This window comes from Brevundimonas sp. (assembly GCF_036732845.1).
Lineage (GTDB): Bacteria > Pseudomonadota > Alphaproteobacteria > Caulobacterales > Caulobacteraceae > Brevundimonas.
Genome location: NZ_DAINBO010000026.1, coordinates 1 through 26850 on the forward strand (window position 1 = coordinate 1; position 26850 = coordinate 26850).

Annotated in this window: 27 protein-coding genes and 2 tRNA genes; 17 read left to right on the forward strand and 12 right to left on the reverse strand. The window is 68.8% G+C overall.

Annotation, left to right across the window (positions count from 1 at the left end; all coding sequences use genetic code 11):
• Together era and V7D63_RS09645 are read left to right on the forward strand one after the other, a co-directional pair.
• Positions 1 to 557, forward strand: a 557-nt coding sequence (gene era / locus V7D63_RS09640; protein WP_333592062.1) for a GTPase Era, incomplete at its 5' end; no start/stop codon positions are given.
• A 98-nt stretch (positions 558 to 655) separates the two neighbouring features.
• On the forward strand, positions 656 to 1870 hold the full coding sequence (locus tag V7D63_RS09645) for a serine hydrolase domain-containing protein (RefSeq protein WP_333592063.1): 1215 nt from the start codon (positions 656 to 658) through the stop codon (positions 1868 to 1870).
• On the opposite strand, the gene V7D63_RS09650 is transcribed toward V7D63_RS09645, so the two are convergent.
• From V7D63_RS09650 to V7D63_RS09665, 4 genes are all read right to left on the reverse strand, one after another.
• Positions 1867 to 3453 carry an EAL domain-containing protein gene (locus V7D63_RS09650; RefSeq protein WP_333592064.1) on the reverse strand — a complete coding sequence of 529 codons (1587 nt, stop codon included), beginning with the start codon at positions 3451 to 3453 and terminating at the stop codon, positions 1867 to 1869. The two genes, V7D63_RS09645 and V7D63_RS09650, sit on opposite strands and share 4 nt — an antisense overlap.
• Before the next feature lie 69 nt (positions 3454 to 3522).
• Positions 3523 to 3963, reverse strand: a complete 441-nt coding sequence (locus V7D63_RS09655; protein WP_333592065.1) for a flagellar basal-body protein FlbY — start codon at positions 3961 to 3963, stop codon at positions 3523 to 3525.
• Positions 3960 to 4256 (reverse strand): rod-binding protein, encoded by a 297-nt coding sequence (locus tag V7D63_RS09660; RefSeq protein ID WP_333592066.1) that lies wholly within the window; start codon positions 4254 to 4256, stop codon positions 3960 to 3962. The genes V7D63_RS09655 and V7D63_RS09660 overlap by 4 nt, the downstream gene beginning before the upstream one ends.
• Positions 4256 to 5368 (reverse strand): flagellar basal body P-ring protein FlgI, encoded by a 1113-nt coding sequence (locus tag V7D63_RS09665; RefSeq protein ID WP_333592067.1) that lies wholly within the window; start codon positions 5366 to 5368, stop codon positions 4256 to 4258. Before V7D63_RS09665 ends, V7D63_RS09660 begins: the two co-directional genes overlap by 1 nt.
• A gap of 182 nt (positions 5369 to 5550) precedes the next feature.
• Between V7D63_RS09665 and V7D63_RS09670 the strand changes: the two genes are divergently transcribed.
• The 4 genes from V7D63_RS09670 (at position 5551) to gltX (ending at position 8855) form a co-directional block, all read left to right on the forward strand.
• The gene (locus V7D63_RS09670; protein ID WP_333592068.1) at positions 5551 to 5979 is read left to right on the forward strand and encodes a flagellar assembly protein FliX; all 429 of its coding nucleotides are present in this window, start codon (positions 5551 to 5553) and stop codon (positions 5977 to 5979) included.
• Positions 5980 to 6161: 182 nt separating this feature from the next.
• Entirely contained in the window at positions 6162 to 6593 is a 432-nt protein-coding gene (dksA, locus tag V7D63_RS09675; protein WP_333592088.1) for an RNA polymerase-binding protein DksA, read from the forward strand.
• Positions 6594 to 6610: 17 nt separating this feature from the next.
• Complete coding sequence (locus tag V7D63_RS09680) at positions 6611 to 7450, forward strand: alpha/beta hydrolase (protein ID WP_333592069.1); 840 nt, start codon at positions 6611 to 6613, stop codon at positions 7448 to 7450.
• Positions 7451 to 7505: 55 nt separating this feature from the next.
• Positions 7506 to 8855: a glutamate--tRNA ligase gene (gltX, locus tag V7D63_RS09685; RefSeq protein WP_333592070.1), complete on the forward strand. Its 1350-nt coding sequence runs from the start codon at positions 7506 to 7508 to the stop codon at positions 8853 to 8855.
• Between the two features lie 73 nt (positions 8856 to 8928).
• Here the strand turns inward: gltX and V7D63_RS09690 are convergent, their stop codons facing one another.
• Positions 8929 to 9225: a CC_3452 family protein gene (locus V7D63_RS09690; RefSeq protein WP_333592071.1), complete on the reverse strand. Its 297-nt coding sequence runs from the start codon at positions 9223 to 9225 to the stop codon at positions 8929 to 8931.
• 128 nt (positions 9226 to 9353) lie between these two features.
• A complete protein-coding gene (locus V7D63_RS09695; protein WP_333592072.1) occupies positions 9354 to 9962 on the reverse strand; it encodes a TIGR00730 family Rossman fold protein in 609 nt (202 codons plus the stop codon).
• A gap of 87 nt (positions 9963 to 10049) precedes the next feature.
• Here V7D63_RS09695 and V7D63_RS09700 point away from each other — a divergent pair, with 87 nt between their 5' ends.
• A complete protein-coding gene (locus V7D63_RS09700) occupies positions 10050 to 10793 on the forward strand; it encodes a hypothetical protein (protein ID WP_333592073.1) in 744 nt (247 codons plus the stop codon).
• 141 nt (positions 10794 to 10934) lie between these two features.
• Here the strand turns inward: V7D63_RS09700 and V7D63_RS09705 are convergent.
• Positions 10935 to 11009, reverse strand: a tRNA-Asn gene (locus V7D63_RS09705).
• A gap of 66 nt (positions 11010 to 11075) precedes the next feature.
• Here V7D63_RS09705 and V7D63_RS09710 point away from each other — a divergent pair.
• From V7D63_RS09710 to V7D63_RS09720, 3 genes are read left to right on the forward strand one after another with little or no spacing between them, the layout of a single operon-like run.
• A complete protein-coding gene (locus V7D63_RS09710) occupies positions 11076 to 11879 on the forward strand; it encodes a TrmH family RNA methyltransferase (RefSeq protein ID WP_333592074.1) in 804 nt (267 codons plus the stop codon).
• A gap of 52 nt (positions 11880 to 11931) precedes the next feature.
• The gene (locus V7D63_RS09715; protein WP_333592075.1) at positions 11932 to 12087 is read left to right on the forward strand and encodes a hypothetical protein; all 156 of its coding nucleotides are present in this window, start codon (positions 11932 to 11934) and stop codon (positions 12085 to 12087) included.
• A gap of 9 nt (positions 12088 to 12096) precedes the next feature.
• Positions 12097 to 13116: an MBL fold metallo-hydrolase gene (locus V7D63_RS09720; RefSeq protein ID WP_333592076.1), complete on the forward strand. Its 1020-nt coding sequence runs from the start codon at positions 12097 to 12099 to the stop codon at positions 13114 to 13116.
• Positions 13117 to 13142: 26 nt separating this feature from the next.
• Here the strand turns inward: V7D63_RS09720 and V7D63_RS09725 are convergent.
• Positions 13143 to 13216, reverse strand: a tRNA-Cys gene (locus V7D63_RS09725).
• Positions 13217 to 13343: 127 nt separating this feature from the next.
• Here V7D63_RS09725 and V7D63_RS09730 point away from each other — a divergent pair.
• The 5 genes from V7D63_RS09730 to V7D63_RS09750 all read left to right on the forward strand — a co-directional run bounded on the left by V7D63_RS09730 (position 13344) and on the right by V7D63_RS09750 (position 19941).
• Entirely contained in the window at positions 13344 to 13976 is a 633-nt protein-coding gene (locus tag V7D63_RS09730) for a protein-L-isoaspartate O-methyltransferase family protein (RefSeq protein ID WP_333592077.1), read from the forward strand.
• Positions 13977 to 14113: 137 nt separating this feature from the next.
• A complete protein-coding gene (locus V7D63_RS09735; protein WP_333592078.1) occupies positions 14114 to 15586 on the forward strand; it encodes a TolC family outer membrane protein in 1473 nt (490 codons plus the stop codon).
• A 144-nt stretch (positions 15587 to 15730) separates the two neighbouring features.
• Positions 15731 to 16339 (forward strand): DUF2497 domain-containing protein, encoded by a 609-nt coding sequence (locus V7D63_RS09740; RefSeq protein ID WP_333592079.1) that lies wholly within the window; start codon positions 15731 to 15733, stop codon positions 16337 to 16339.
• 153 nt (positions 16340 to 16492) lie between these two features.
• The gene (locus tag V7D63_RS09745) at positions 16493 to 19210 is read left to right on the forward strand and encodes a valine--tRNA ligase (RefSeq protein ID WP_333592080.1); all 2718 of its coding nucleotides are present in this window, start codon (positions 16493 to 16495) and stop codon (positions 19208 to 19210) included.
• The gene (locus V7D63_RS09750) at positions 19207 to 19941 is read left to right on the forward strand and encodes a TlyA family RNA methyltransferase (protein ID WP_333592081.1); all 735 of its coding nucleotides are present in this window, start codon (positions 19207 to 19209) and stop codon (positions 19939 to 19941) included. Before V7D63_RS09745 ends, V7D63_RS09750 begins: the two co-directional genes overlap by 4 nt.
• Positions 19942 to 20156: 215 nt before the next feature.
• On the opposite strand, the gene V7D63_RS09755 is transcribed toward V7D63_RS09750, so the two are convergent.
• Positions 20157 to 20783: a glycine zipper 2TM domain-containing protein gene (locus V7D63_RS09755; RefSeq protein ID WP_333592082.1), complete on the reverse strand. Its 627-nt coding sequence runs from the start codon at positions 20781 to 20783 to the stop codon at positions 20157 to 20159.
• A gap of 156 nt (positions 20784 to 20939) precedes the next feature.
• Here V7D63_RS09755 and V7D63_RS09760 point away from each other — a divergent pair, with 156 nt between their 5' ends.
• The gene (locus V7D63_RS09760) at positions 20940 to 22184 is read left to right on the forward strand and encodes a class I SAM-dependent RNA methyltransferase (protein WP_333592083.1); all 1245 of its coding nucleotides are present in this window, start codon (positions 20940 to 20942) and stop codon (positions 22182 to 22184) included.
• On the opposite strand, the gene V7D63_RS09765 is transcribed toward V7D63_RS09760, so the two are convergent.
• Together V7D63_RS09765 and mutL are read right to left on the reverse strand one after the other, a co-directional pair.
• A complete protein-coding gene (locus V7D63_RS09765; protein WP_333592084.1) occupies positions 22181 to 23257 on the reverse strand; it encodes a PA0069 family radical SAM protein in 1077 nt (358 codons plus the stop codon). The genes V7D63_RS09760 and V7D63_RS09765 overlap by 4 nt on opposite strands.
• A gap of 85 nt (positions 23258 to 23342) precedes the next feature.
• Entirely contained in the window at positions 23343 to 25187 is a 1845-nt protein-coding gene (gene mutL / locus V7D63_RS09770) for a DNA mismatch repair endonuclease MutL (protein ID WP_333592085.1), read from the reverse strand.
• Between the two features lie 240 nt (positions 25188 to 25427).
• On the opposite strand from mutL, the gene V7D63_RS09775 reads away from it, so the two are divergent.
• Positions 25428 to 25784, forward strand: a complete 357-nt coding sequence (locus tag V7D63_RS09775; protein WP_333592086.1) for a phage holin family protein — start codon at positions 25428 to 25430, stop codon at positions 25782 to 25784.
• Positions 25785 to 25819: 35 nt separating this feature from the next.
• Here V7D63_RS09775 and V7D63_RS09780 read toward each other — a convergent pair.
• Positions 25820 to 26850, reverse strand: a 1031-nt coding sequence (locus V7D63_RS09780; protein ID WP_333592087.1) for an acyl-CoA dehydrogenase, incomplete at its 5' end; no start/stop codon positions are given.

A 26850-nucleotide genomic window follows, 5' to 3' on the forward strand; every position in this document is an offset into this window, starting at 1 on the left:
GCGCCAAGGCCATACTGGCGCTGAACAAGATCGACGGCATGCGCCGCGACACCCTCTTGGCCCTGTCGCAGCGGCTGTACGACACCGGCGTCTATTCCGAGGTCTTCATGATCTCCGCGCTCAGCGGCGACGGGGTCGAGGACCTGAAGACGCGCATGGCCGAACTGATGCCCGAGGGACCGTGGCTGTATCCCGAGGATCAGGCCGCCGACGTGCCCGCGCGGGTGCTGGCCGCCGAGATCACGCGTGAGAAGGTCTATCTGCGCGTCCATGAGGAACTGCCCTATTCGGCGGCGGTGGAGACCACGGCCTTCGATGAGCGGCCCGACGGTTCGGCCCGGATCGAACAGACCATCTATGTCGAACGCGAGAGCCAGCGGCCCATCGTGCTGGGCAAGGGCGGCCAGACGCTGAAATGGATCGGCCAGAAGGCGCGGGAGGAATTGACGGTCATCCTGGACCGCCCCGTCCACCTGTTCCTGACCGTAAAGGTCGATCCGAAATGGCAGGACAGCCGCGCCCTGTACGCCCAGTTCGGCCTGGAATTCGACGTCTAGCCGGGACCGAAGTGCGGCCGAGGCTCGCGTCAGAGGGTGACGGGACCGAAGAATCAAGGCCGATAGCCTTTCGTCCCTAAGAGCGTAGAGACCAGTTGTTGTTCACGGTTCCCAAGACCGCCGGAGGCCACCCCCGGCTCGTTCTGGGCGGTCTGGCCGCCCTCGTCGTCGGCGGTTCGGCCCTGGCCGCCGTCGTCACCGCCCGTCCAGAGAGCCTGCACTCCGGGTTCGCGAGCGCCGCCGCGCCGCGTCCGCCGGTTCAGGTGGTCGAGGATCTGCCCCTGCTGGCTGAACGGCTGCGCGACAGCCGGTTCATGGGCGGCGTGCTGGTGGCCCAGGGTGATCGGGTGCTGTTCCGGCAGGTGTACGGCAAGGCCGACTATCAGAACGACATTCCCCTGACGCTGGAGACGCGGTTCCGTCTGGCCTCGGTGTCCAAGCAGTTCACGGCGGCGGCGATTCTGAAGCTGCAGGACCAGGGCGTCCTGGATGTGCGCGACCCGGTCTGCAAATGGATCCAGCCGTGCCCCGAGGCCTGGGCGCCGGTGCGCATCCATCATCTGTTGTCGCATACCTCGGGCATTCCCGACCTAATGGCCCGGCCCGGATGGGGCGCGCGTCGGGTCACGCCCGCGACGCTGGATCAACTGACAGAAGATTCAAAACTCTATCGCCTGCAGTTCGCGCCGGGAACGAAGGTCCGATACGACAACGCCGCCTTCAACCTGGCCGCCGCCATCGTCGAGAAGGCGTCGGGCCGACCCTATGAGGTCTATCTTAGAGAGGCGCTGTTCAAGCCGCTGGGCATGGGCGAGACCGGTCTGGGCGACGCCTCGAACCTGGCGCGCGGCTATGCGAATTTTCCCGGCGGCCTGGCGGCCCAGGACAACGCCAACGTCTCCATCGTGATCGGGGCGGGCGCGGCCTATTCGACGCTGGACGACATGCTGGCCTGGCAGCGCGCCCTGCATCACGGCCGGGTGCTGACGCCCGCCAGCTACGCCCAGATGGTCGCCGACCACGCCCCGGCCGAGGCGCATGAACGTGGCCGGGCCAAGGATCGGCTGTGGGGCTATGGCCTGTTCACCGACGCCATCGGCCGGCGGGTGTCGCCGTCACTGGACGACCGGCAGGTGTTCCATACCGGCAGTTGGTCGGGGTTCCGCAATCTGGTGACCTGGCAGCCCGACAGCGATGTGACGGTGATCGTGCTGTCGAACAACTATCACCAGCGCGACCAGGTGCTGCTGATCGCGCAACAGGCCATGGCCGAGGCCCTGGGCCGTCCCATTCCGACCGGAATGAAGCGTTAGCCCCAGGCCTCCACGGCGCCCTTGCGGCGCGCGGACGTCGTGGCGGGGGCGGCGACGCGGGGTTCGGCCTCGGCGCGGCCGAACAGATAGCCCTGGCCGTAGGCCACGCCCAGGGCGGCGACGGTCTCGGCCTCCGCCTCGGTCTCGATGTGTTCGGCGATGGCGCTCAGGCCCAGCGAGTCCGACAGTTCGACCAGGGTGCGGATCACGGCGCGGCCGCGCGCATCCTTGTCGACGCCGGTGACCAGGCCGCCGTCGATCTTGACCGTGTCGACCGACAGACGCCGCAGATAGTCGAAGCCCGCCGATCCCGCGCCGAAATCGTCGATGCACACCTTGATCCCCGCGCCGCGCAGGGCGGTCAGACGCCGGTCGGCGGCCTCGATGTCCGACAGGGCGGCGGTCTCGGTCACCTCGACGATCAGACGGCGGCGCAGTTCGGTCGCCGAAGCGGTCATGCGCAGCAGGGCGTCGACATAGCCGTCATCAGCCAGGGAGGCGCCCGAGATGTTGATCGCGACCTTCAACAGCCCCGCGCCCGGCTGTCGCATCTTGCTCAGGGTCTTTTCGGCCACGGCCAGGTCCAGAGCCTCGATCAGGCCCAGTTGCTCGGCCATGCCGATCAGGGCCGCGGGACCCGAACCGCCGAAACGGGCCAGGGCCTCGAAATGGTGCACGGCTCGCGTGTCCAGGGCCACGATGGGTTGGTAATACAGGTCGAAGTCGCGCGCCTTGACGCGGGCGCGGAACGCCTCGGCCTCGGACACGGTGCGTTTGAACGCCTGCTCGAAAGCGACGTCCGGCCGTTCCAGCCCGCCGTCCCGGATACAGCTCTCCAGGGCGAAGCGCATGGCGCGCAGGGCCGAGACCGGCTCGCTCAGATTGATCCGCGCGGCATAGGCGCTGGACTGAATCTCCACCCCTTCGGCGGCGGCGGCCTCGCTGACCTCGGCGGCCAGGTTCGCTGCCGCGTCGCCCTCGGCCAGCAGGGCGTAGCGTTCCGGCGTCAACCGGGCGGCCGAGGCCCCATCGACCGACGCGGCCTGAAGCGTGGCCTCGACACGGGCCGTGGCGCGGCGGCCTTCTTCGCCCGGCGCGTCGGCCAGGCCGGGCACATCGACGAAGGCCACTGACAGGGGCGCGTCGCCGGCCTGCCTGGCGGCCAGGCTGGCCTTCGTGCGGGCCAACAGGTCCGCGGCGTCCGTCACCGGCGGCGTTTCGGGGATCTCCAGCGGGACGGCCGCGCCGCGCCAGGACAGGCTGCAAGACACGGCCGGGGCCAGCTCAGGCAGGATGAAGGCGTGCAGCACGGCGCGACGGACCCAGCCGGTCGGGGCGATGATGCGCACCTCCACCGGCCCGCTGCGGGCGCCCGGCTTGAGGGCGGCCAGGGTCTGGGTCAGCGGTCCTTGTTCGGTCTCGGTCACTAGGTCGGCGAATGTCCGGCCCTTCCAGGCGGCCACGTCATCGCCCGCCACGGCGCCCGCGCCCATGGCGAACGCCACCTGTCCGTCGCCGGTCAGTTCGACCAGGGCGTCGGCGGAAGCGAAGGCGAAACCGAGCAGGCGAGGGGCGGCGCGCATGAAGGGCAAGCTAGTCGTCGAGCGATGAAGATAGCGCGTGGAAACAGGCTTAACCGTTTCCTGACGCCGTCACGCCGTTCGGTTCAGCGTCACGGCGCGGCTGTCGCCCGATGCGGCGCGGCCGGTGGCGCCGTAGGCCGAGGCGGGAGGACGGGCCGCCGCGACCTCTTGCGCGATCGCCTTGACCAGGCCTTCGGAAACGATGCGGGCGGCTTCGACCGCCCGGCCGTGACGGGCCAGCACGGCCTCGAAGGCCTGGGTCACGGCGATCAGGGCCATGCGATCCGTCGTCGGGGCGGGCGCCAGCAGGGCGGGATTGGCCTTCAACTGGGCCGACTCGCGGCGATAGATGTTGGCCATTTCCTGGGTCTCGGCCAGACCGGCGGCCACGTCCTGAGGACGCCGGGCCTCGAAGGCGCGGGTCTCGTTGATCAGCCGGTCGGTCAGATCCTCGGTCAGTCGGGTCAGTTGGCGCACACGGGCCGTGGCCAGTTCGGAACCGGTGCTCATCGACCCTGCTCCTGCATTTTCAGCATTTCCGACACGACCTGATCGGCCAGGCCGATGCCGCCCGCGCGCACGGTCTGTTTGGCCATGGCGTCGATCATGAAGCCGCGCCAGGTTTCCTCCGCCTGGCCGCCGCCGAAGGGACCGTCGGTCGACAAGCCCTCGAACATCGGCTTCAGCATCTGGCTCAGGAAGCTGGTCTCGAAAGCCTCGGCGGTCTCGCGCATCCGGGCGGTCGGCTGGGGACGTTGCGGGGCGCCGGCCAGCAGGTCGGGCGACACGGTCAGATCGCTCATCACATCACCTCGATGTCGGCTTGCAGGGCGCCGGCGGCCTTCACCGCCTGCAAGATGGAGATCATGTCGCGCGGGCTGACGCCCAGGGCGTTCAGGCCGTTGACCAGGGCCGACAACGAGGTTCCGCCGCCGACGATGCGCATCTGGCGGCCCAGTTCCTCCTCGACGCTGACGTCAGACTGGGGAACCACGGCCGTCTGGCCCTGGCTGAAGGGGGCGGGCTGGCTGACCAGCGGCGTTTCCTGGACCGAGACCGTCAGGTTGCCCTGCGAGATGGCGACGGTGGAGATGCGCACGTTCTCGCCCATGACGATGACGCCGTTGACCTCGTCGATGATCACCTTGGCGGGGGCGTCGACCTGGACCGGCAGGTTTTCGATGCGGCTGATGAAGCCGGCCATGCCCAACTGGGCCGGCGCGCGCAGGGCGATGACGGTGCCGTTCTCGGCCAGGGCGCTGCCTGGATAGCTGCCGTTGATGGCGGCGGCGACGCGCTGGGCCGTGGTGAAGTCGGGGTTGCGCAGGTTCAGCCGCACCTCGTTCATGTTCGCCAGCTCGAAGCCGGTCTCACGCTCGACCGTGCCGCCCGAGGCGATGCGGCCCGCCGTCGGCACGCCGCGCGTGACTGAAGAACCCGATCCGCCCGAGGCCGAGACGGCTCCCGTCTGGATGGACCCTTGGGCCACCGCATAGACCTGACCGTCGGCGCCCTGAAGGCTGGTGACCAGCAGCGTCCCGCCCAGCAGGCTCTTGGCGTCGCCCATGGTCGACACCGAAACGTCTAGGCGCGAACCCGGCGTGGCGAAGGGCGGCAGTTCGGCCGTCACCATGACGGCGGCGATGTTCTTGGTGTTGGCGTTGGCGTCGCGGATATTGACGCCCAGCCGCTCCATCATCCCTTCCAGGGACTGGCGGGTGAAGGGCGAGTTGCGCAAGCTGTCGCCGGTTCCGGCCAGGCCGACCACCAGGCCGTAGCCGACCAACTGGTTGGAGCGCACGCCCTCGACGGCGGTGATGTCCTTGATCCGCGACTGGGCCAGGGCCGCGTCGGGCAGGGCCGCCAGCGCCAGGGCGGCGAGCGGAGCGGCGAGGGCGGCAAGCAACTTCTTCATCGCGGGTCTTTCGAAAGCGATTGTCGATTAACCGTGATGCGAAACCCGTGCCGAAAGCCGGTGCGTGCAAATTCAACGCCTTGCGATCTTGGCGGACGTTCCGTGCGGCAGAAACTGCCGGGGCGTTAACCAAACGGTGACGGTGAGCGACGACGGTCGGCCATGGACTGGAGCGCCCGCCCATGAAGGTCATAGGTCCCGCTGGAACCGCATCCACTCTTACCGCCCGCCCGACACAGCGCGCGGCGGGCGGGTTCAGCCTGTCCGGCGCCTCGGGGTCCGAACGGGCGGTCGCGACCGGCGCCACGGCCGCGACGGGCGCCGTCACCGACGTCTCCGCCCTGATGGCGCTGCAAGGCGTCGAGGACCCGACCGAGCGCCGCCGTCGGGCCATGCGTCGCGGCGGAGGCCTGCTGGATCGCCTGGATGAGCTGAAACTGGCCATGCTGGGCGGTGAAACCGGCGAGGCGGCGCTGGAACGCCTCGCGCGCGCGGTGCGCGAGGACAGACCCGATGACCCCGACGCGGGCCTAGCGGCCGTGCTGGATCAGATCGACCTGCGCGCGGCGGTTGAGCTGGCCAAGGCGGAAATTCGCCGTACGAGCGCCTAATACATGAACTTTGCGCAACTTATCGCCGCTCACAGGCACGATAGTGATGAAGAAATGTCACGTTACGCGCGAGATGCCGACCCTGAGTGATCACGGACGCGCGAACGGCGTTGCCGCGACTCGCGCATTTCACCTATAGGCGGTGCACGCCATGGGGGGCGTTTGATTATGAGCTTGGTGCGATGAACGCATTGGCGTCAGTGGCTGTTGAACCGCCGATGTATCGGCCTTCCGACGATGAGCCGTTCATGAATGAACGGCAGTTGGCGTATTTCAAATCAAAGTTGTTGGCCTGGAAGGACGAGATCCTTCGAGAGTCGCGCGACACGGTCGTGAATCTGAAGGCCGAGACGGAAAATCACCCGGATCTGGTCGATCGCGCGTCGTCGGAATCCGACAGGGCGCTGGAGCTTCGGACCCGTGATCGCCAGCGCAAGCTGATCTCCAAGATCGACGAGGCGCTGCGCCGGATCGAGGACGGATCCTACGGCTATTGCGAGGACACGGGCGAACCGATCGGCCTGGGCCGGTTGGAGGCGCGTCCGACCGCGACCTTTTCGGTCGAGGCCCAGGAGCGGCACGAGCGCCGCGAGCGGGTTCATCGCGACGATTGATCGACGAGGCCGGGCCGATGCGTTCATGGATCGGCCTGACGCTTCTTCTGTTGGCGACGACGGCCGCGTCGGCGCACGCTCAATCACCAGAAACGGCGCCCATGCCCGCCGCCTTGCGCGGCGACTATGTCTTCATCGACTCGGCCGAGGTCGGGCGTGGGTTCCACATCTATGTCCGCTATCCCGAGGGGTATGATCCGGCGAACGCGCGGCTGTACCCCACCGTCTATGTGACTGACGGCGACAGCCTGTTCCCGATGCTGGCTCCGGTGCAGTTGTTTCTGCACTACGACGACGGCCTGCCCGAGGTGCTGATGGTCGGCATCGCCTACGGCGGCTTCGATCCGGCGGTGAACCGGCGTCACATCGATTTCCAGACGCCGGGCCTGCGGGTCGATCAGGCCGGGGTCGACGCCTTTCAACGGTTTCTGAAGACCGAACTGATCCCCCGGATCGAGGCGCGCTATCGCGCCGATCCCCAGCGCCGCATCCTGTTCGGCCAGTCGCGGGGCGGAGCCTTCGTCCTGTATTCGGCGGTGACCGATCCCGACCTGTTCTGGGGCCGCATCGCCAGCAATCCCTCGCTGACGCCGGGGTTGGAGTCCCTGATGGCGCCCGCCGCGCCCGCCAGCCGAGACGACCTCGCCCTGGTGGTGGCCAGCGGCACGCGCGACCGCGCCGATCTGCGCGTCGAGGCGGCGTCATGGCTGGCCGCCTGGCGCGATCGGCCGGATCGGCCCTGGGCGCTGTACGGCGAGGGGATCGAGGGCGGGACCCATGCCGCCGATGCGCCCGCGGCCTATCGGCGGGGCATGAACCGGCTGTTCCAACCGGCGGCGGACCCGGCTTCGCCTTGACTTCGCCGCGCGCGTGCCCGACCTAGCCGCCTCGCATTTCAAGGTCGCCTGAACCATGTCCGTCAAGGTCCGCTTCGCCCCATCGCCGACGGGGAAACTGCACGTCGGCAACGTGCGCACCGCCCTGGTCAACTGGATGTTCGCCAAAGGACAGGGCGGTTCGTTCATCCTGCGCATCGACGACACCGACCTGGCGCGCTCCACGCCCGAGTTCGAGCAAGGCATCGAGGACGATCTGGCCTGGCTGGGCCTGCTGTGGGACGAGCGTCACAACCAGTCGAAGCGTTTCGACCGCTATGAAGCCGCCGCCGAGCGCCTGAAGGCGTCGGGCCGCCTCTATCCGGCCTATGAAACCGCCGAGGAGCTGGACCGCCGTCGCAAGGTGCAGCTCTCGCGTGGCCTGCCGCCGATCTATGACCGCGCCGCGTTGAACCTGACCGAGGCCGAGAAGGCCGCCTATGAGGCCGAGGGCCGCCGCCCGCACTGGCGGTTCAAGCTGGACGGCAAGCGGGTGGCCTGGGAGGATCTGGCGCGCGGCCATGCCGAGGTCGACACCGCCTCCATGTCCGATCCGGTGCTGATCCGTGAGGACGGCCTGTTCCTCTACACCCTGCCGTCGGTCGTGGATGACATCGACATGGGCGTGACCCATGTGATCCGGGGCGAGGATCACGTCACCAACACCGGCGCCCAGATCGAGATCTTCGAGGCCCTCCTTGGCGATAATGGGGGCGGATCCGTGCCCGCGTTCGCCCACATGCCGTTGCTGGTCGGCGCCGATGGTCAGGCCCTGTCGAAACGTCTGGGTTCTCTGTCGATCTCCGAGATGCGTGACCAGGGCTATGAGCCGATCGCCATCACCAGCCACCTGGGCCGCATCGGCACCTCGGATCCGCTGGAGGTCGCTCCGTCGGTCCAGGCACTGGGTGCGGGCTTCGCCTTCTCCAAGATGGGCCGGTCGCCGGCGCGCTACGACACGGCGGACCTGGACCGGCTGAACGCCCAGGCCTTGCACGCCATGGACTATGCGACGGCCAAGCCTCGGCTGGCTGCGCTGGACTGCGACCTGGGCGAGGCCTTCTGGATCGCGGTCAGACCGAACCTGAGCAAGCTGGCCGATGTCGTTGAAATGGCGCGGATCGTGCGCGGCCCGGTCACGCCGGTGATCGAGGACGCGGCCTTCGCCGAAGCGGCGTTGAAGTTGTTGCCGGACACCATCGACGCGGGCGCCTGGGGCGTCTGGACCGAAGCGGTCAAGGCCGAGACCGGCGCCAAGGGCAAGGCTCTGTTCATGCCGTTGCGCCTGATCCTGACCGGCCAGGCGCATGGGCCGGACATGGCGGCCATGATCGTGCTGATGGGCCGCGAGACGCTGGTGAAGCGTCTGAAGGGCGAGGCGGGCTGACGCCCGCCCCAACCTCAATTTCCATGGGCCGCGATCAGAAGGCTCCGCCTTCTCGACCTGACGCGGCTTGAATTCAGGCGTTGCAGGCGGCGATTTCGGCGGCCGACAGTTCGACGCCCTTCCACGAAAAGGCCGTCACGGGTCCCAGGCGCTGGGCCACGCGGCGGCAGGCGCGCGGAGCGGGCTGGCTGGAACCGCCCGACGCGGTGCAGGCCGCGCCTTCGCAGCGCCAGGTCGCGCCGTCGATGATGGTGCGGCCCGACGGGGCCTGCGCGGCGGCGGCCAGGGTCAGACGAGTCGGCGACTGGGCCGGTTGGGCGAAGGCGGGGGCGGCGGCGAACAGGGCCGCGGCGATAAGCAGAGCACGCATGGGGAGGTCTCCGATAAGTCGCGGGGCGACCACCGCCCCATGGCCGCTCATAGTCCGTTCTCTTTCAAAACTGTCAAGACAAGTTTTCAAAAAGGACGGATAGGCGACGCTGACTTATCGACGGTTACTTAACGCTGATCATATTGCAAGGGGCGGCGTGTCGCACCCTGGGCCAGCAGGGCCACGACCTCGTCCACCGTGTCGCGCACGTCCCAGGCCTGGAGGAAGGACGGCGGGGTCATGCCTTCTTCGACGCTGTGTTTCATCAGGGCGAAGAAGGTCTCCCAAAAGCCGTTGATGTTCAGGAAGATGATCGGCTTGCCGTGCAAGTCCAGCCGTTTCCAGGACAACAGCTCGACCACCTCTTCCAACGTGCCGACGCCGCCGGGCGCCACCACGAAGGCGTCGGATTCGTCGTACATCAGGATCTTGCGCTCATGCATGGTGTCGACGACGATCGTCTCGACGTCATCGAACAGGCGTTCGCGGCTGCGCAGGAAGGCGGGCATGATGCCGACCACCCTGCCGCCCTGGGCATGGGCGGCGCGCGCCGAGGCGCCCATCAGGCCCACCCCGCCGCCGCCATAGACCAGCCGCCAGCCCTGTTTGGCCACCGCCGCGCCGAAATCGTCGGCGGCTTGCAGATAGTCGGCGTGGGCGGCGTCGGACGACCCGCAGAACAGGCAGACCGACAGGCCGTCGAAGGGCGTGATTTGGGGATTGGCGGCGGACGACATGGAACCTCGGATGGATGACGGCGAGACAGGACGGCGCATGCGCGCTAACCAGTTCCGTCCGCCTAGGTCCCTAGCCATAGAGCCTTCATGCCGTCGAGAAAACGTCTGCTGTCGTCGATCGTCCCGCTGGTGCTTCTGGCGGCCTGTTCAAACGCGCGGACGGATCAGGCCCAGCCCAAGGGCGAGACCACGATCGGCTGGGCCGCGCCGCCTCGGATCGACACGGTGCGACGCACGCCCAGCGGCGGCCTGACGGTGTCCGGCCGGGCCGGGCCGGGCGCGCGGGTCGTGCTGCGCGGCGCGGACGGCATGGCCTTCGCCGCCTCGGCCGACGACGCGGGCCGTTTCGACATCCACATGGGCGCACCGACGGGCGACGTGCTTCTGACGCCCGAGACCCAGACCGGCCAGGACGCCGCGCCCGCGCCCGAACGTCTGTTGATCCTGGGCGGCGGGCAGGGACCGATGGCCCTGTTGGCTCCGGGGGCGGCCAGCGTGCGGCTGGACGGCGCCGGCGCCCTGGGCGCGGTCGATTCGGATGGACGGGTCCTGGCCTTGTCGGGCCAGGCTCAGGCGGGGTCCTCGGTGCGGGTCACCGTGGACGGCCGCCCCGGCGCGGTGGCCCAGGCCGACGCCGTCGGGCGTTGGACGGCGGTGGTCGGATCATCGACGGGACCCGCGCGGCTGGGCGTCGGATCAGAGGTCTATGACTTTCCGGGCGACGGCGGGGCGACGGCCCAGGCCGTGCGTTCAGGCGCGGGCTGGCGTCTGGTCTGGGACGTCCCGGCGGGCGGGCGTCAGGTCACCTGGCTGCCCGACGCGCAGGAGTGAGCGCATTTACGCGCCGTTAACCAAACCGGTCGATCAACGGACTGTCTTCTGTCTTTGAGGACGCCCACCATCACCGAACCTGATTTCAGCCCGGCGCGTGCGTCGGGCTTTTTTTCGTTCGCGTGTGGGGGAGGGGGAGAGTGGCTCCGCGGGTAGGATTCGAACCTACGACCAGCCGATTAACAGTCGGCTGCTCTACCACTGAGCTACCGCGGAACACGCTCGGGAGGCGGGCCTATAGCAGCGGGTTCGCGGCTCGTGCAATGGGTAATACGGCTGAAAATGACGCTCATCTCGATCACCGACCCTGACGACCCGCGCGTGGCGGCCTTTGGCCACGTGAAGGAGCGCGACCTGACCGGCCGCGAGGGCCGTTTCATCGCCGAGGGCAAGGGGGTGGTGCGCATCCTGGCCTCGCCCGCCTCGCTGTGCGTGCCGGAATCGCTGCTGTTGGCCGAGAATCGGGTGCAGGCCATGGCCGAGGCCGTCGCGGCGCTGCCTGACGGGGTGCCGACCTATGTGGCGGGGCAGGGGGTGCTGGACGCCGTCGCCGGCTTTCCTCTGCATCGCGGCGTGCTGGCGCTGGGCCGCAAGCCCGCGCCTCGGTCGGTCGCCGCGCTGTTGGCGGACGCGCCTCCCCAGGCCGTCGTGGTCTGCGCCGTGGGCATCGGCAATCACGACAACATGGGCGGCCTGTTCCGCAACGCCGCCGCCTTCGGCGCCCACGCCGTCTTGATGGACGCCGCCTGTTGCGACCCCTTCTATCGCAAGGCCGTCCGGGTGTCGGTCGGCGCGGTGTTGCGCACGCCCATGGCGACGGCGCCGTCGGTCGAGGTCCTGCTCGACGAGCTGGAGACGGCGGGATTTGAAACCCTGGCCCTGACGCCGTCGGCGACCCAGCCGCTCAGCGCCGTGCGCGGCTCGGGCCGTCAGGCCCTGTTGCTGGGGGCCGAGGGACCGGGCCTGCCGGACACGGTGATCCGTCGCTGCCGGTCGGTGGGCGTCCCCATGGCCGGCGGCTTTGATTCGCTGAACGTGGCCGCGACCTCGGCCGTCGCCCTGCACCAACTGACTCAGGTTCGCTGATCACGGAACCGTCAAGCTGTTAACTCTTCATCCACCTTGATGAATTCTCAGAATGTGGCAACTTGGCGCCACGGGTTGGGAAGTAGGCGTCATGGGCATTCTGTATTTCATCCATCGCAATGCGCGCATCGTGTTGGTCGCCGCCGTCGTCGGCGCGGCGCTGGGCGCGGCCGGGGCCATCGGCTGGATCACCGCGCCCTTGGGCTGACGCCCGAAAATGAGACGGCTCAAATCCAGAACCCCCGCGCGAGGGTCGCTGAAGGCGTGGCTGGTGATCGCCGTCTGCGCGGGGATCTGTCTGTGGTTGTTCCTGCACATGCCGGCGCGGGCCGAACCCGCGAGTTGCCGCCTCGAACTGATGGTTCTGGGGATCGCGCAAGACGCGGGCATGCCCCAGATCGGCCACCCAGAGGACCCGGCCTGGACGGACCCAAGCCTGGCGCGGCTGGCGACTTCGGCGGCGGTGGTCGATCACATGACGGGCGCGCGCTGGCTGTTCGACGCCACGCCGGACATTAAGGTCCAGCTTCAGCGGCTTGACGCCTGGATGGGGCGGGATCGGCCGGGACTTGGGCTGGACGGCGTCTTCCTGACCCACGCCCATATCGGGCATTACGCCGGGCTGATGATGCTGGGGCGCGAGGCGGCCGGTGCGCGCGGCACGCCCGTCTACGCCATGCCGCGCATGGGCGGCTTCCTGCGCGACAACGGACCCTGGAGCCAGTTGGCCGCCCTGAACAACATCGATATTCGCGGCCTGGCCGACGGTCGGCCCGTGGCGCTGGAAGGCGGGCTGACGGTCACGCCGTTCACGGTTCCGCACCGCGACGAATATTCAGAGACTGTGGGCTTCGTCATCCGGGGGGCGGACGCCGCCGCCCTGTTCCTGCCCGACATCGACGACTGGGATCGATGGGAGGCGGCGGGCGGACCCGGAATCGAAGCGATGATCCGCCAAGTCGACGCCGCCTATATCGACGCCACCTTCTTCGCCGACGGCGAACTGCGCGGGGTGGACATGACGACCATTCCCCATCCCCGTATCCGCGACAGCATGGATCGGTTCGAGGCGCGCCTGACGCCCCAAGAGCGGTCGCGGGTCCGCTTCATCCACCTGAACCACAGCAATCCGGCCCGTTATCCCGACAGCGCCGAGGCGCGGCAGGTGTCGCGTCGCGGTTTTGGGTTGGCGCGGGAAGGCGAGACGTTGTGCCTCAGCCGGGGCGGGCCGGGCTGAACGTCGCCTGTTAGAGAGACTCGCGATGGAGGCCTGACCGGGAATCGAACCCGGGTGCAAGGATTTGCAGTCCTCTGCGTCACCACTCCGCCATCAGGCCAGGGTCCCGAAATCCGGGACGCCGCCATCGCGAGGCGCGTTCGCTATCAGATCGGATTGTCCGCTGCAACGCACGGACCTATAAGCACGACGCAATTCCGATCACGTCGCCCAAGGAACGCTTCCCGATGGATTTCGCCGCCGCGCGCAAGGTCATGGTGGACTCACAGGTCCGTGTGAACGACGTCACCGACCGCGCCCTTCAGGCCGCGCTGATGGTCGTTCCGCGTGAGCGGTTCGTTCCCGCCGAGCGCGCCTTCGTCGCCTATGCCGAGACGGCGGCCCAAATCGCCGACGGCCGCAAGCTGATGCCCGCGCGCGACATCGCCAAGCTTTTGCAGGCCGCCGATCCCCGCTCGGACGAGCGCGCCCTGTGCCTGGCCGCCCCCTATGCCGCAGCCGTGCTGGCCCGCATGGGCCTGGCCGTCACCGCCCAGGAAGCCGACGTCGCCGTGTTCGACGTGGCCGGCGCGGCCCTGGCCGACGAGGGCGTCACGACCGTCGTGGCCCCCCTGACCGCGCCGCAAGGCGACGGTTGGGACCTGATCGTCAGCGAGATGGCGACGCCGGTTCGGCCCGACGCCTGGCTGGCGGCGCTGCGCGACGGCGGCCGTCTGGTCGTGGTCGAGCGTTCGGGACCTGTCGGCAAGGCGGTGCTGTACGTGAAGGGTCAGGACGACGCCCTGTCGCGCAAGGTTCTGTTCGATTCCGCGCCGCCGGTGCTGGCGGAATTGGCGCCGACGCCTACATTCGCGCTGTAACGCTTACGGCGACGACGGATTTCCCTCGCCGCCGCGTGAAGAAAACTTAACTGGCGTCTGGCGGCATCCGTCGTCACCTACGCCGACATGATGGTATCTTTGACGCACCCTCCCCGGGCGTCAGGCAGGAACATATGATGTTGCAACGTTCGCGCGCGCTCGCTTCGGTCGCCATGGTCGCGGTGATGGCCGCCGTCGCGGGACCCGTGGCGGCTGAAAGCCTCCAGGACGCCCTGGCTCTGGCCTATCAGACCAATCCGACCCTTCTGGCCCAGCGCGCCAATCAGCGCGCCCTGGACGAGACCGTGGTTCAGGCCCGGGCGGGCCTGCGCCCGACGCTCAGCGCCTCTGTCGATGTCGATTACACCCAGACGCGGGCGCCCTTCGTCGGCACGAGCGAAAGCGACTCGGTCAGCGCCGGGATCAATCTGTCGCAGACCCTGTATTCCGCCGGTCGCGTCGGCCACGGCATCACCGCCGCCGAAGCCAATATCCTGGGCGGCCGCGAAAACCTGCGCGATGTCGAGCAGCAGGTGCTGGCCTCGGTGATCCAGGCCTATGCCGACGTTCTGCGCGATGTCGAGATCCTGCGCATCCGTCAGGACAACCAGGGCGTCCTGCGCCGCCAACTGGACGAATCCAACGCCCGCTTCGAGGTCGGCGAGATCACCCGCACCGACGTGGCCCAGTCCGAGGCCCGCCTGGCCCAGACCGAGGCCGACCTGGCCAACGCCCAGGCCCAGTTGTCGGTGTCGCGCGCGGCCTATGCCGCCGTGGTGGGGCAGTCGCCCGCCACCCTGGACGCCCTGCCGACCTTGCCGGGCCTGCCGGAAGGCTTTGAACAGGCCATGGACATCGCCCTGCAAGACAACCCCGGCCTGCGCGCCTCGGGTTACGCCCTGCAAGCGGCCGAGGCCCGCGTGGCTCAGGCCCGCGCCGAATATCTGCCGTCCGCCCGTCTGACCGCCTCCTATGGCGGCGTCGGCACTCTGGACGACCCGGATCTGGCCGACCGCACGACCTTCCGCGCCGGCGCCTCGGTGTCGATCCCGCTGTTCACCGGCGGCCTGAACCGGTCGCGCGTGGCCCAGACCCTGGAACAGGCCAACGCCGCCCAGATCGGCGTCGAGGGCGAGCGTCGCGGCGTGCTGCAAAGCGTCAGCTCGGCCTATGCCCAGGTCATTTCGGCTCGGTCGACCCTGACCGCCGGTCAAGAGGCCGTGCGCGCCGCCTCGGTCGCCGCCGAGGGCGTGCGTCAAGAGGCCCAGGTCGGCCTGCGCACCACCCTGGACGTGCTGAACCAGGAGTTGGAGCTGCGCAACGCCGAGGTCTCGCTGGCCATCGCTCGTCGCAACGAATACGTCGCCCAGGCCCAGCTCCTGGCCGCCATGGGTCGGCTGGAAGGGCCGGACCTGACGCCGGTCGAAGCCTATGACCCGGCCGCCAACTATGACCGCGTGCGCGGTCGCGGCTCCCTGCCGTGGGACGGCGTGATCGAGAGCATCGACCGTCTCGCCGCTCCGCCGGTGGTTCCCGCGACCGACGCGCCGGACGCGCCGATCGACACCCAGTTGAAGGGCGAGGTCATCCGCACCGCGCCCGGCGCCTGACCTTCCATTAGGCGGCGGCATTAACCAAACAGGCGAAAACGCCCGTTGATTCCGACGGGCGTAGATGCGACGACTTTCGACGTCCGCGGCGCGACCTGAGTCCGCGTCCGATCCGCCGAACGGCTCCGTCCCCAGGGTTAAGACATGACCGATCAGACCGCCCAGGAACCGACGATGGAGGAGATCCTGGCGTCGATCCGCCGGATCATCTCCGAAGACGACGCTCCGGCCGAGACGGCCGCCGCGCCGGCGCCCGAACCGACGCCGGAACCGGCCGAGGCCTCGCCCGCCATGATGGACGAGACGCCTTCGGTTCAGGAAGCCGTCGCCGTCGAGGAAGACGTGCTGGAGCTGACGGATCGCTATGAGGCGCCCGAGGCCGAGCACATCGGCGATCTGGACATCGCCCCCGTCGAGGCCGAACCCGAACCCCTCCCCGAGGTCGTCATCGACGAACCGGTGTTCGCGGCGGCCGCCGCGCCTGAACCCGCGCCCTATCAGGCCCCGACCGGCGACAGCCTGGTCGGCGACAGCGCCGCGACCAGCGCCGCCTCGGCCTTCGCCGGTCTGGCCGCGTCGTTGCGCCAGCCCGAACCCGCGTCGTTCAGCGGCGGAACCGGCCCGACCGTCGACGATCTGGCGCGCCAACTGCTGCGCCCGATGCTGAAGGAATGGCTGGACGCCAACCTGCCCGCCATCGTCGAGGCCCAGGTACGCAAGGAAGTCGAACGAATCGCCCGCTCGGCCGGCTGACCTTCACCTGCGACCTGATCTCCACTAGATCACCACAGGGCGGCTCCGGCGGGGCCGCCCTTTCTGCTTTCCGAACGCCCTTTCTCTTTCTCGATTGACCGCCCTCAAGCAGCGAGGCCTCGCAGGCCGAGCGTTAGGGCAAGAAAAATGACCATGCTGGACAAGACCTTCGATCCGAAATCCGCCGAACCCCGCCTCTATGCGATGTGGGAGGCCAGCGGCCTGTTCGCGCCGCGCACCGAGGGTGCGACGGGAACCTATTCGATCGTCATTCCGCCGCCGAACGTGACCGGCTCTCTGCACATCGGCCATGCGCTGAACAACACGCTGCAGGACATCCTGATCCGTTATCAGCGGATGCGCGGCAAGGCGGCCCTGTGGCTGCCGGGCACGGACCACGCGGGCATCGCCACCCAGATGGTGGTCGAGCGTCAACTGGCCGCCACGGGCAATGTCAGCCGCCGCGACATGGGTCGTGAAGCCTTTCTGGACACCGTCTGGAAATGGAAGGCCGAGTCCGGCGGGACCATCGTGCGCCAGTTGCGCCGCCTGGGCGCGAGCTGTGACTGGAGCCGCGAACGCTTCACCCTGGACGACGGCCTGTCGGCCGCGGTGCGCAAGGTGTTCGTGCAACTGCACCAGCAGGGCCTGATCTATCGCGACAAGCGGCTGGTGAACTGGGACCCGCATTTCCAGACCGCCATCTCGGACCTGGAGGTCGAACAGAAGGAGGTCGACGGCGCCTATTGGCATTTCGCCTATCCGCTGGCCGACGGCGTCACCTACGAACACCCCATCGCCTTCGACGAGGCGGGCGAACCGACCGAATATGAGACGCGCGACTATATCGTCGTCGCCACCACCCGGCCCGAGACCATGCTGGGCGACACCGGCGTGGCCGTGCATCCGGGCGACGCGCGCTATGCGGGCATCGTCGGCAAGGACGTGATCCTGCCGATCACCGGCCGTCGCATCCCCATCGTCGCCGACGACTACGCCGATCCGACCAAGGGTTCCGGCGCGGTGAAGATCACGCCCGCGCACGACTTCAACGACTTCCAGGTCGGCAAGCGGGCGGGGCTGGCCGCGCTGAACGTCATGGACGCCTTCGGCCGCATCACCGCCGCCGACACGCCCGACGTGCCCGCCGACTACGAAGGCATGGACCGTTTCGCCGCGCGCAAGGCCATCGTCGCCCGGGCCGAGGAAGAGGGCTGGCTGAAGGCCATCGAGAAAACCCGCCACATGGTCCCGCACGGCGACCGTTCGGGCGTGGTCATCGAGCCGTGGCTGACGGACCAGTGGTACGTCGACGCCCACACCCTGGCCCAGCCCGCGCTGAAGGCGGTGGAGGAGGGCAAGACCGAGTTCGAGCCGAAGAGCTACGAGAAGATCTATTTTGAATGGCTGCGCAACATCGAGCCGTGGTGCATTTCGCGCCAGCTTTGGTGGGGCCATCGCATCCCGGCCTGGTACGGCCCGGACGGCCAGATCTTCGTCGCCGAGACCGAGGCGGAGGCTCAGGCCCAGGCCGGCAATCTGCCCATCACCCAGGACGAGGACGTTCTGGACACCTGGTTCAGCTCGGCCCTTTGGCCGTTCTCGACCATGGGCTGGCCGGAAAAAACCGAAGACCTGGAGCGCTTCTATCCGACCAGCGACCTGGTCACCGGCTATGACATCATCTTCTTCTGGGTCGCCCGGATGATGATGATGGGCATCCACTTCACCGATAAGGTCCCGTTCAAACGGGTCATCATCAACGGCCTGGTCCGCGACGAGAAGGGCCAGAAGATGTCGAAGTCCAAGGGCAACGTCATCGACCCGCTGGAGATCATCGACGATCTGGGCGCTGACCCCTTGCGCTTCACCATGGCCATTCTGTCGGGCACGCGCGACATCAAGTTGTCGAAGCAACGCATTGAAGGTTATCGAAATTTCGGCACTAAATTGTGGAACGCCGCCCGTTTCGCCCAGATGAACGAGGCGTGTCGAGCCGAGGGCTTCGATCCGGCGGGGGTCAGCCAGACCATCAACCGTTGGGTCCGGCATGAACTGGTCGAGACCGAGCGCGCCGTGTCGGCGGCGCTGGAAGCCGGCCGGTTCGACGAGGCCGCGTCCAGCCTCTATCGCTTCGTCTGGAACGTGTTCTGCGACTGGTATCTGGAGTTGGCCAAGCCGATCTTCGGCGGCGCCGATGAGGCGGCCAAGGCCGAGACCCGCGCCATGACCGCCTGGACCCTGGATCAGACGCTGAAGCTGATGCATCCGATCATGCCCTTCATCACCGAAGAGCTGTGGGACCAATTGGCCGATGCGGGCGCGGCGCGGGCCGAATCCATGCTGCTGGGCGCCGCCTGGCCGGATCTGTCCGACGCCTTCCAAGATGCGGCGGCGGCTGGTGAGATCAACTGGCTGATCCACCTGGTCACCACCATTCGCTCCAGCCGCGCCGAGATCGGCGCGCCTCCGGGGGCCAAGCTGCCCTTCGCGGTGATCAATCCGGCCGAAGAGACCTGGTTGCGTTTCGACCGGCATCGCGGCCTGATCGAAACCCTGGCCCGGGTGACGGGCGTGGAGCGCGTGAGCGAACGGCCCGACGGGGCCATCGTGCTGGTCGCGGGCGGCGCCTCGGCCGCCCTGACCTTGGCGGGAATGATCGACGTCGCCGCCGAACGCACCCGCCTGAAGAAGGAGATCGCCGCCTTCGACAGCGACGTCGCCCACGTCAGGAAGAAGTTGGACAATCCCAATTTCGTCGCTCGCGCCGACCCGGCGGTGATCGAGGAGAACCGCGCCAAACTGGCCGAGGCCGAGGCGGGCAAGGCCCGGCTGGAAGCCGCCCTGGCCGGGCTGGACGCCCTGGGGTGAGCCGCGTCCGCCTGGACCACCTGCTGGTCGCGCGCGGCCTGGCCGAAAGCCGGGCGCGCGCCAAGGCGGCGATCGAGGCGGGCGGGGTGACGGTGGACGGCGTCCCCGCCAAGGCGGCGTCGCAACAGGTCGCGGATGATGCGGTGCTCGACTATGTCGAGGCGCACCGCTTCGTCGGCCGCGGCGCTCTGAAACTGGATCACGCGCTGAATCTGTGGCCCGTGGCCGTCACGGGGCGGACGGCCCTGGACGTCGGCGCCTCGACCGGCGGCTTCACCGAGGTGTTGCTGGAGCGGGGGGCGGCCAAGGTGTTCGCCGTCGACGTGGGGCAGGGGCAGTTGCACCCGCGCCTGGCCGCCGACCCGCGCGTGGTGAACCTGGAACGAACCGACGCCCGTGATCTGGATGCGTCGATCATCGCCGAGCCGGTCGATCTGATCGTCTGCGACGCCAGCTTCATCGGCCTGGCCAAGGTGCTGCCCGCCGCCCTGTCGCTGGCGGCGCCGGGCGCGGACCTGGCGACCCTGGTCAAACCGCAGTTCGAAATGGACCGCCGCGCCGACGTCGGGCGGGGCGGGGTGGTGCGCGACGCCGAGGCGCGCGAGGCGGCCCTGACGCGGGTCGCCGCCTGGCTGGAAGACCTGGGCTGGCGCGTGCGCGAAACCGCCGACAGCCCGATCATGGGCGGCGACGGCAACCGCGAATACCTGCTCTGGGCCAGCCGAGGGTAGCCTGTCGTCCAAGCCACCCGCCGCCGTGTCGCGAGCGTTAGCGAACCAACTCTCGCTCAAGCCGCCCGCCACTGCATCGCGAGCGGTAGCGAACCAACCCTCGCTCAAGCAGCGAGCGACCGCGTCGCGAGCGGTAGCGAACACAAAAAGAAACCGCCGACGGATGTCTCCGCCGGCGGCTCCCTCACGTCGTCAATCGCCAGGGGGGCTGGATGTTAATCGACGACGCGATAGCGGCCCGAACCGTCACGGCAACTGCGCACATAGCGCGTCTCGTAACGGCCGTCGGGAAGGCGGATGCGGCTCTCGGCCAGGCGGCAGTCGTCGCCGTAGCCGTCGCGGCTGTCGTAGCTGGAGCCGCGATCATACGTGCGGTCGTAGTCGTAGCCGCGATCATTGCGGTCGTCGTAGCGCCGATCGTAGCTGTAGCTGTTGTCATTGCGGCGGTCGTAGTCCGAATAGCTGCGGCCCTGGTCGTAATAGCCTTGGGTGCGGCAGGCCTCGCTGGACGACCGGCCGACGTTGGCGCCGACCATGGCCCCCAGCACGCCGCCCAGGACGCTGCCTTCGGTGCGGCGGCCGCGCGCGGCCAGTTGCGAACCCAGAACCGCCCCGGCCGTGGCGCCGATGGCCGCGCCCGCGCCGGTTCGGCCGTCGCGATAGCAGGGGTCCTGACTGGAACGGCGGTCATAGTCGTAGCCTCGGCCGTACTGGCCCGAACCGTAGTTCTGGCTGTAGCCGTAGCCGTTGGAATAATAGGACTGGGCCGAGGCCGCGCCCGGAACGGCGATGGCGGCGATCAGGGCGGCCGCGGCGGCGATCTTGGTCTTGGCGCCGATCATCGGTGCCCTCCCTTTCTGGTTTGAACTGGGCGCTGAACGGCCTGGACCGTTCGCGTTGCATCGAGAGGTAGTCCCCCCAAGCTGAACGGACGTTGATCGGGTCGTTCATCTTCGTTCATGTTCCGCCCGAGGCCTTGGACGGCTAGAAGCGCGGACATGAGCGAGACGCTGACCATCAGTCACATCGGCGGCCAGGGCGACGGGGTCGTGCGGACGGAGCGCGGGCCGGTATTCGCCCCCCTGACCCTGCCGGGCGAAGTGATCCGCGCCGAGATCCGGGACGGACGGGCCGAGACGGTCGAGATCATCACGCCCAGCCCCGACCGAATCGCGCCGGTGTCGCCGCAATACGGCGATTGCGGGGGGTGTTCGCTGCAACACTGGGCGTCGGGACCCTATCTGGACTGGAAGCGTGAGCAGGTCCGGGCCGCCCTGGCGCGCGAGGGGATCGAGACCGAGGTCGAGGCGACGGTGGCGACGCCGCCGGGGACGCGACGACGGCTGGCGCTGCACGCGCGACGCGGGCCGGACGGACGCGCGATCCTGGGGTTCAAGGCGCGCAAGTCCTGGCGACTGGTGCGGGTGAACGCCTGTCCGGTGGCCGACCCGCGCATCGTGGCGGCGATTCCGGCGCTGGCGCGGGTGGCCGAGGCGTTTCTGGAGCATCCGAAGTCGGCCCCGACGCTGCATGTGACCTGGACGCTGGACGGGCTGGACGTGGATGTGACCGGCGTCGAGCGGCGGTCAGGCGGACTGTCGCGTGACGCCCAGATGCGGGCGATCATGGCGGCGGGAGAGGCCGACCTGGCGCGGCTCAGTCAGGCGGGCGAGACCCTGGTCATGGCGCGCCGACCCAGGGTGACGTTCGGCCCGGCGACCGTGCCCCTGCCGGCGGGCGGCTTTCTGCAGGCCGTGCCTCAGGCCGAGGCGGCGATGGTGGAGCGGGCGACCGAGGCCGTGCGCGGGGCCAGGAAGATCGCCGATCTGTTCTGCGGGGCGGGAACCTTCACCTTTCCCCTGGCGGCCGTGGCGCCGGTGCTGGCGGCGGACGCCTCGGCCGAAGGGATCGCGGCGCTGAAGGCGGGGATCGGCACGGCCCGGGGCCTGAAGCCGATCACGGCCGAGGCGCGCGACCTGTTCCGGCGTCCGCTCAGCCCGCATGATCTGAAGGGCTGCGACGCCGTGGTCTTCGATCCGCCGCGCGCCGGAGCGGCCGAACAGACGGCTCAGATCGCCCAGACCAAGGCCGAGGTCGTGGTCGGCGTCTCGTGCAATCCGACGACCTTCGCGCGCGACGCCCGCATCCTGATCGACGCCGGGTTCCGGCTGGAACGGGTGACGCCGGTGGACCAGTTCCTGTGGTCGGCGCACGTCGAACTGGTCGGGGTGTTCAAGCGCTAGGCGGCGGGTCTCTCCATCAGATCGAACAGGTCCATCTGCTGTTTTGCGTCGGCGGGGATGCGGAACTGGGTCTCGTCCAACGGGCGGCGGGGCGTATCCAGGCCGTGGCGTTTTACGGCGGCCTTGAAGCGGGTGGCGATCAGTTCGGCGACGGTACCGGTTCCCTTCATGCGCTGGGACCAGTCGGGGTCATAGTCGCGGCCGCCGCGCGTCTGGCGGATCAGGGACATGACCCGGGCGGCGCGGTCGGGCCGGGCGTCGGCCAGCCATTCGCGGAACAGGTCCTTGATCTCCAACGGCAGGCGCAGGGTCACATACATGGCCGAGGTCGCGCCGGCCGCCGCCGCCGCCTCCAGCACCGATTCCAGCTCATGATCGTTCAGGCCGGGAATGACCGGGGCGAAACCGACGCCGACGGGACAGCCCGCGTCGGCCAGACGGCGGATCGCCTCCAGCCGTTTGGCGGGGGTGGAGGCGCGCGGCTCCATCGCACGGGCCAGGCCGCGATCCAGGGTGGTGACGGAGACGAAGGCCGAGGCCAGGCCCGCCCGACCCATTTCGCCCAGGATGTCGGCGTCGCGGGCGATCAGCACCGACTTGGTGATGATGGAGAAGGGGTGGCGGAACCGTCGCAGCACCTCCAGCACCGACCGGGTGGATTTCAAATCCCGTTCGACCGGCTGATAGGGGTCGGTGTTGCCGCCTATGTGGATGCGTTTGCAGCGGTATCGGGGCTTGCACAGCTCTTGTTCCAGCAGACGCGCGGCCTCGGGCTTGAAGAAGAGCCGGCTCTCGAAATCCAGGCCCGGGGATAGGCCCATCCAGGCATGGGACGGACGGGCGTAGCAGTAGATGCAGCCATGTTCACAGCCCTTGTAGGGGTTGATGGATCGGTCGAAGCCGACGTCGGGACTGGTGTTGCGGGCGATGATCGTCCGCGCCTTCTCCGGCGTCAGGCTGGTGCGCAGAGGGGGCGCGTCAACGTCGTCGGCGGTCCAGCCGTCGTCGAACGTTTCGACCTGCGTCGCCTCATACCGCCCGCTGGCGTTGGATCTGGCCCCACGTCCCTTCATCGGCTGTTTCGCCATGAGGGGACCATGACGTTTCACATGGAACAAATCAAGAACATTTTGTTCCACCCCCATGAAAGGGGTTCGCTCACCGACGGCCGAACAGCTTCTCCAGATCGGCCAGCTTCAATTCGACATAGGTCGGGCGGCCGTGGTTGCACTGGCCGGAATGGGGCGTGGCCTCCATCTGGCGCAGCAGGGCGTTCATCTCGGCGGCGGAAAGCACGCGCCCGGCGCGGACGCTGCCGTGACAGGCCATGGTGCCGCAGACCTCGCCCAGCCGCTCGGACAGGGCCAGGGCCGCGCCGTGTTCGGCCAGGTCGTCGGCGATGTCGCGGATCAGGCCCTGAACGTCGCAGTCGCCCAGAAGGGCGGGGGTCTCGCGCACCAGCACCGCCCCGCCGCCGAACGGTTCGACCACCAGGCCCAGGGCGGCCAGTTCGTCGGCGCGCGCCAGGACGCGGTCGGTCTCGGCCGGGTCCAGATCGACCACCTCGGGCGTCAGCAGGGCCTGACGGGTGACGGACCCTTGCGCCATCTGGGCCTTCATCCGCTCATAGACGAGGCGTTCGTGGGCGGCGTGCTGATCGACCACGACGATGCCGTCGCGGGTCTGGGCGACGATATAGGTGCCGTGCACCTGAGCGCGGGCGGCGCCCAGGGGGAAGTCGATCAGATCGGGCGGCGGGGCGACGGCGGCATGGTCGGGCCAAGCGGCCAGATCGGAGGCGGCGGTCTCGACGCGGGCGGAGCGCTCGTTCAGGCCGGGCAGGACGTCGTTGACGACGGCGACGGGCCGATCCCAGCCGCTCCAGCCGCTGAAGCCGCGCGCCGAGGGCGCCGACGGGCTGAAGGCGACGCCCGTGTGGGCCGTGAATCCCGTCAGGGCGCCGGCGGCGACTGTGGTCGAGGCGCGGTGTCCGGCGGCGGCCAGGGCGTGACGCAGGGCGCCGACGATCAGACCACGCACCAGGGCCGGATCGCGGAACCGCACCTCGGCCTTGGCCGGATGCACATTGACGTCGACCAGCAGCGGATCGAGTTCCAGGAACAGGGCCGCCGACGGATGCCGGTCGCGGGCCAGGAAGTCGGCGTAGGCGCCGCGCAGGGCGCCTTGCAGCAGCCGATCCTTCACCGGGCGGCCGTTGACGAACAGATACTGGTGCGCCGCATTGCCGCGCGAATAGGTCGGCAGGCCCGCATAGCCGGACAGGCGCACGCCGTCCCGCTCCTGATCGATCAGCAGGGCGTTGGTCTCGAAATCGCGGCCCAGCAGGGCGGCCAGACGCTTCAACCGGCCCTCGGGACCGGGATGTTCGGCGGGCAGGCGCAGCACCGTCCTGCCGTCCAGATCCAGGGTGAAGGCGACGGCCTCGTGCGCCATGGCCTGACGCTTGATCTCTTCCGAGATGGCCATGGCCTCGGCCCGCTCGGACTTCATGAATTTCAGCCGCGCGGGCGTGGCGTAGAACAGGTCGCGCACCTCGACCCGCGCGCCGTGCGGGCCGGGGAAGGGGGCCGGGGCGGTCGGCCGCTGGTCGCCGCCCTCGACGGTGACGGCGTAGGCCGGTTCACCGGGGCTGCGGGCGGTGATGGTCAGGCGGGCGACCGAACCGATCGAGGGCAGGGCCTCGCCGCGGAAGCCCAGGGTGTGGATGCGCAACAGGTCCACGTCGCCCGCGTCGTCGGGCGTCAGTTTGGAGGTGGCGTGGCGTTCGACCGCCAGCGGCAGCTCCTCGACCGGAATGCCCTTGCCGTCATCGGCGATCAGGATGCGCGACAGACCCCCGCCGTCGGCCTGGATCTCGACCCGTGCGGCCCCGGCGTCCAGGGCGTTCTCGACCAGTTCCTTGACCGCGCTGGCGGGGCGCTCGACCACCTCTCCGGCGGCGATGCGGTTGACGGTTTCGGGCGGAAGACGGCGGATCGGCATGGGAGTCGGCAGATTAGCACCTGAGGTTGGTCAGCGTCTCCCTCCTTGCCCTTCTCCCCTTGTGGGAGAAGGTGGCAGCCGAAGGCTGACGGATGAGGGGTCTCTCAAACGGTGGTGATTTCGGCCATCTTCGAGACGAGAGCGGTGCGACCCCTCATCCGACCTCGCTCCGCTCGGCCACCTTCTCCCGCAAGGGGAGAAGGATAAGATGTGTGGGCAGCAACCCGAGGAGACGATTCGATGGTGCGGTTCATCGTTCAGGGCGTGGTGACGGGGGTGGGGCTGTGGCTGGCGTCCGTCATCGTGCCCGGCGTCGATTTCACCGGGCAATGGTCTCTGATCCTGGCGGCGGTGCTGCTGGGCGTCGTCAATGCGATCGTGCGGCCGGTGCTGACGCTGGTGACCTTTCCGCTGACGGTCGTGACCTTCGGCCTGTTCCTGCTGGTGGTGAACGCCGCGACCATCGGCCTGACGGCGGTTCTGCTGAACGGCTTCGTCGTGAACGGCTTCTGGGCCGGGATCGGCGCGGCCGTGGTCACCGGCGCGGTCAGTTGGGTGGCGGGCAGCCTGATCCAGGACAGCCCGCGCGAAGGGTGATGCGTCCCTTCTCCCCTTAAGGGGAGAAGGATCGTTCAGGCGCCCAGCACGTCCGGCGTCATCCGTTGCAGCAGGGCGCCGCCCTGGCCGACGGCGGCCAGGCGGCTGGAGGCGTGGCCCAGGACGTTGGCGGCATAGACTTCGTACAGGTCCATCCGGCCTTGCAGCCAGGCGGGGTCGCCTTCGCCGGTCTCCATCCGGGCCTTGGCCGCCAGGGCGCCCTTGGCCATCAGCCAGCCGCCGACCACATCGCCCATCAGCTTCAGATAGGCGTCGGCGGCGGCGAGGACGTCGGCGGCGCGGGCCGGATCGGTCTTGGCGTCCAGCAGCCACAGGGTGGCGTCCTCGACCGCCTCGACGGCGTTGACGAACCGTTCGACCGGCTTGCCGGAATACAGGCGTTTCAACTCGCCGCAGGTCGCCTTCATCTCGGCGATCAGGGCCTTGGCCGAGGCCCCGCCGTCTTGCGACAGCTTGCGGCCGACCAGGTCCATGGCCTGGACCCCGTTGGTGCCCTCATAGATCGGGGCGATGCGGGCGTCGCGATAGTGCTGGGCCGCGCCGGTCTCTTCGATGAAGCCCATGCCGCCGTGGACCTGGAGGCTCACCGAGGCGACCTCGCAGCCGACGTCGGTGGACCAGGCCTTGGCGATGGGCACGAACAGGTCCTCGCGGCCCTTCCAGCGGCGGCGGGCGTCCGCGTCGGTCGTGGTGCGGGCCAAATCGGCCGCGACGGCGGTGGACAGGCAGATGGCGCGTGCGGCCGCGACCTTGGCCTTCATCACCGACAGCATCCGACGCACGTCGGGGTGGTCGATGATCGGGGCGTTCATCTCGCCGGTCCAGACGCTGCGGCCCTGGCGGCGTTCCTGGGCGTAGGCCAGGGCGCCCTGATAGGCGCGCTCGGCGATGCCGACGCCCTCGACCCCGACGGCCAGGCGGGCGGCGTTCATCATCACGAACATATGGGCCAGGCCCTCGTTCGGCTGTCCGACCAGTTCGGCCGTCGCGCCCTCATAGCTCATGACGCAGGTGGGCGAGGCGTGGATGCCCAGCTTGTGCTCGA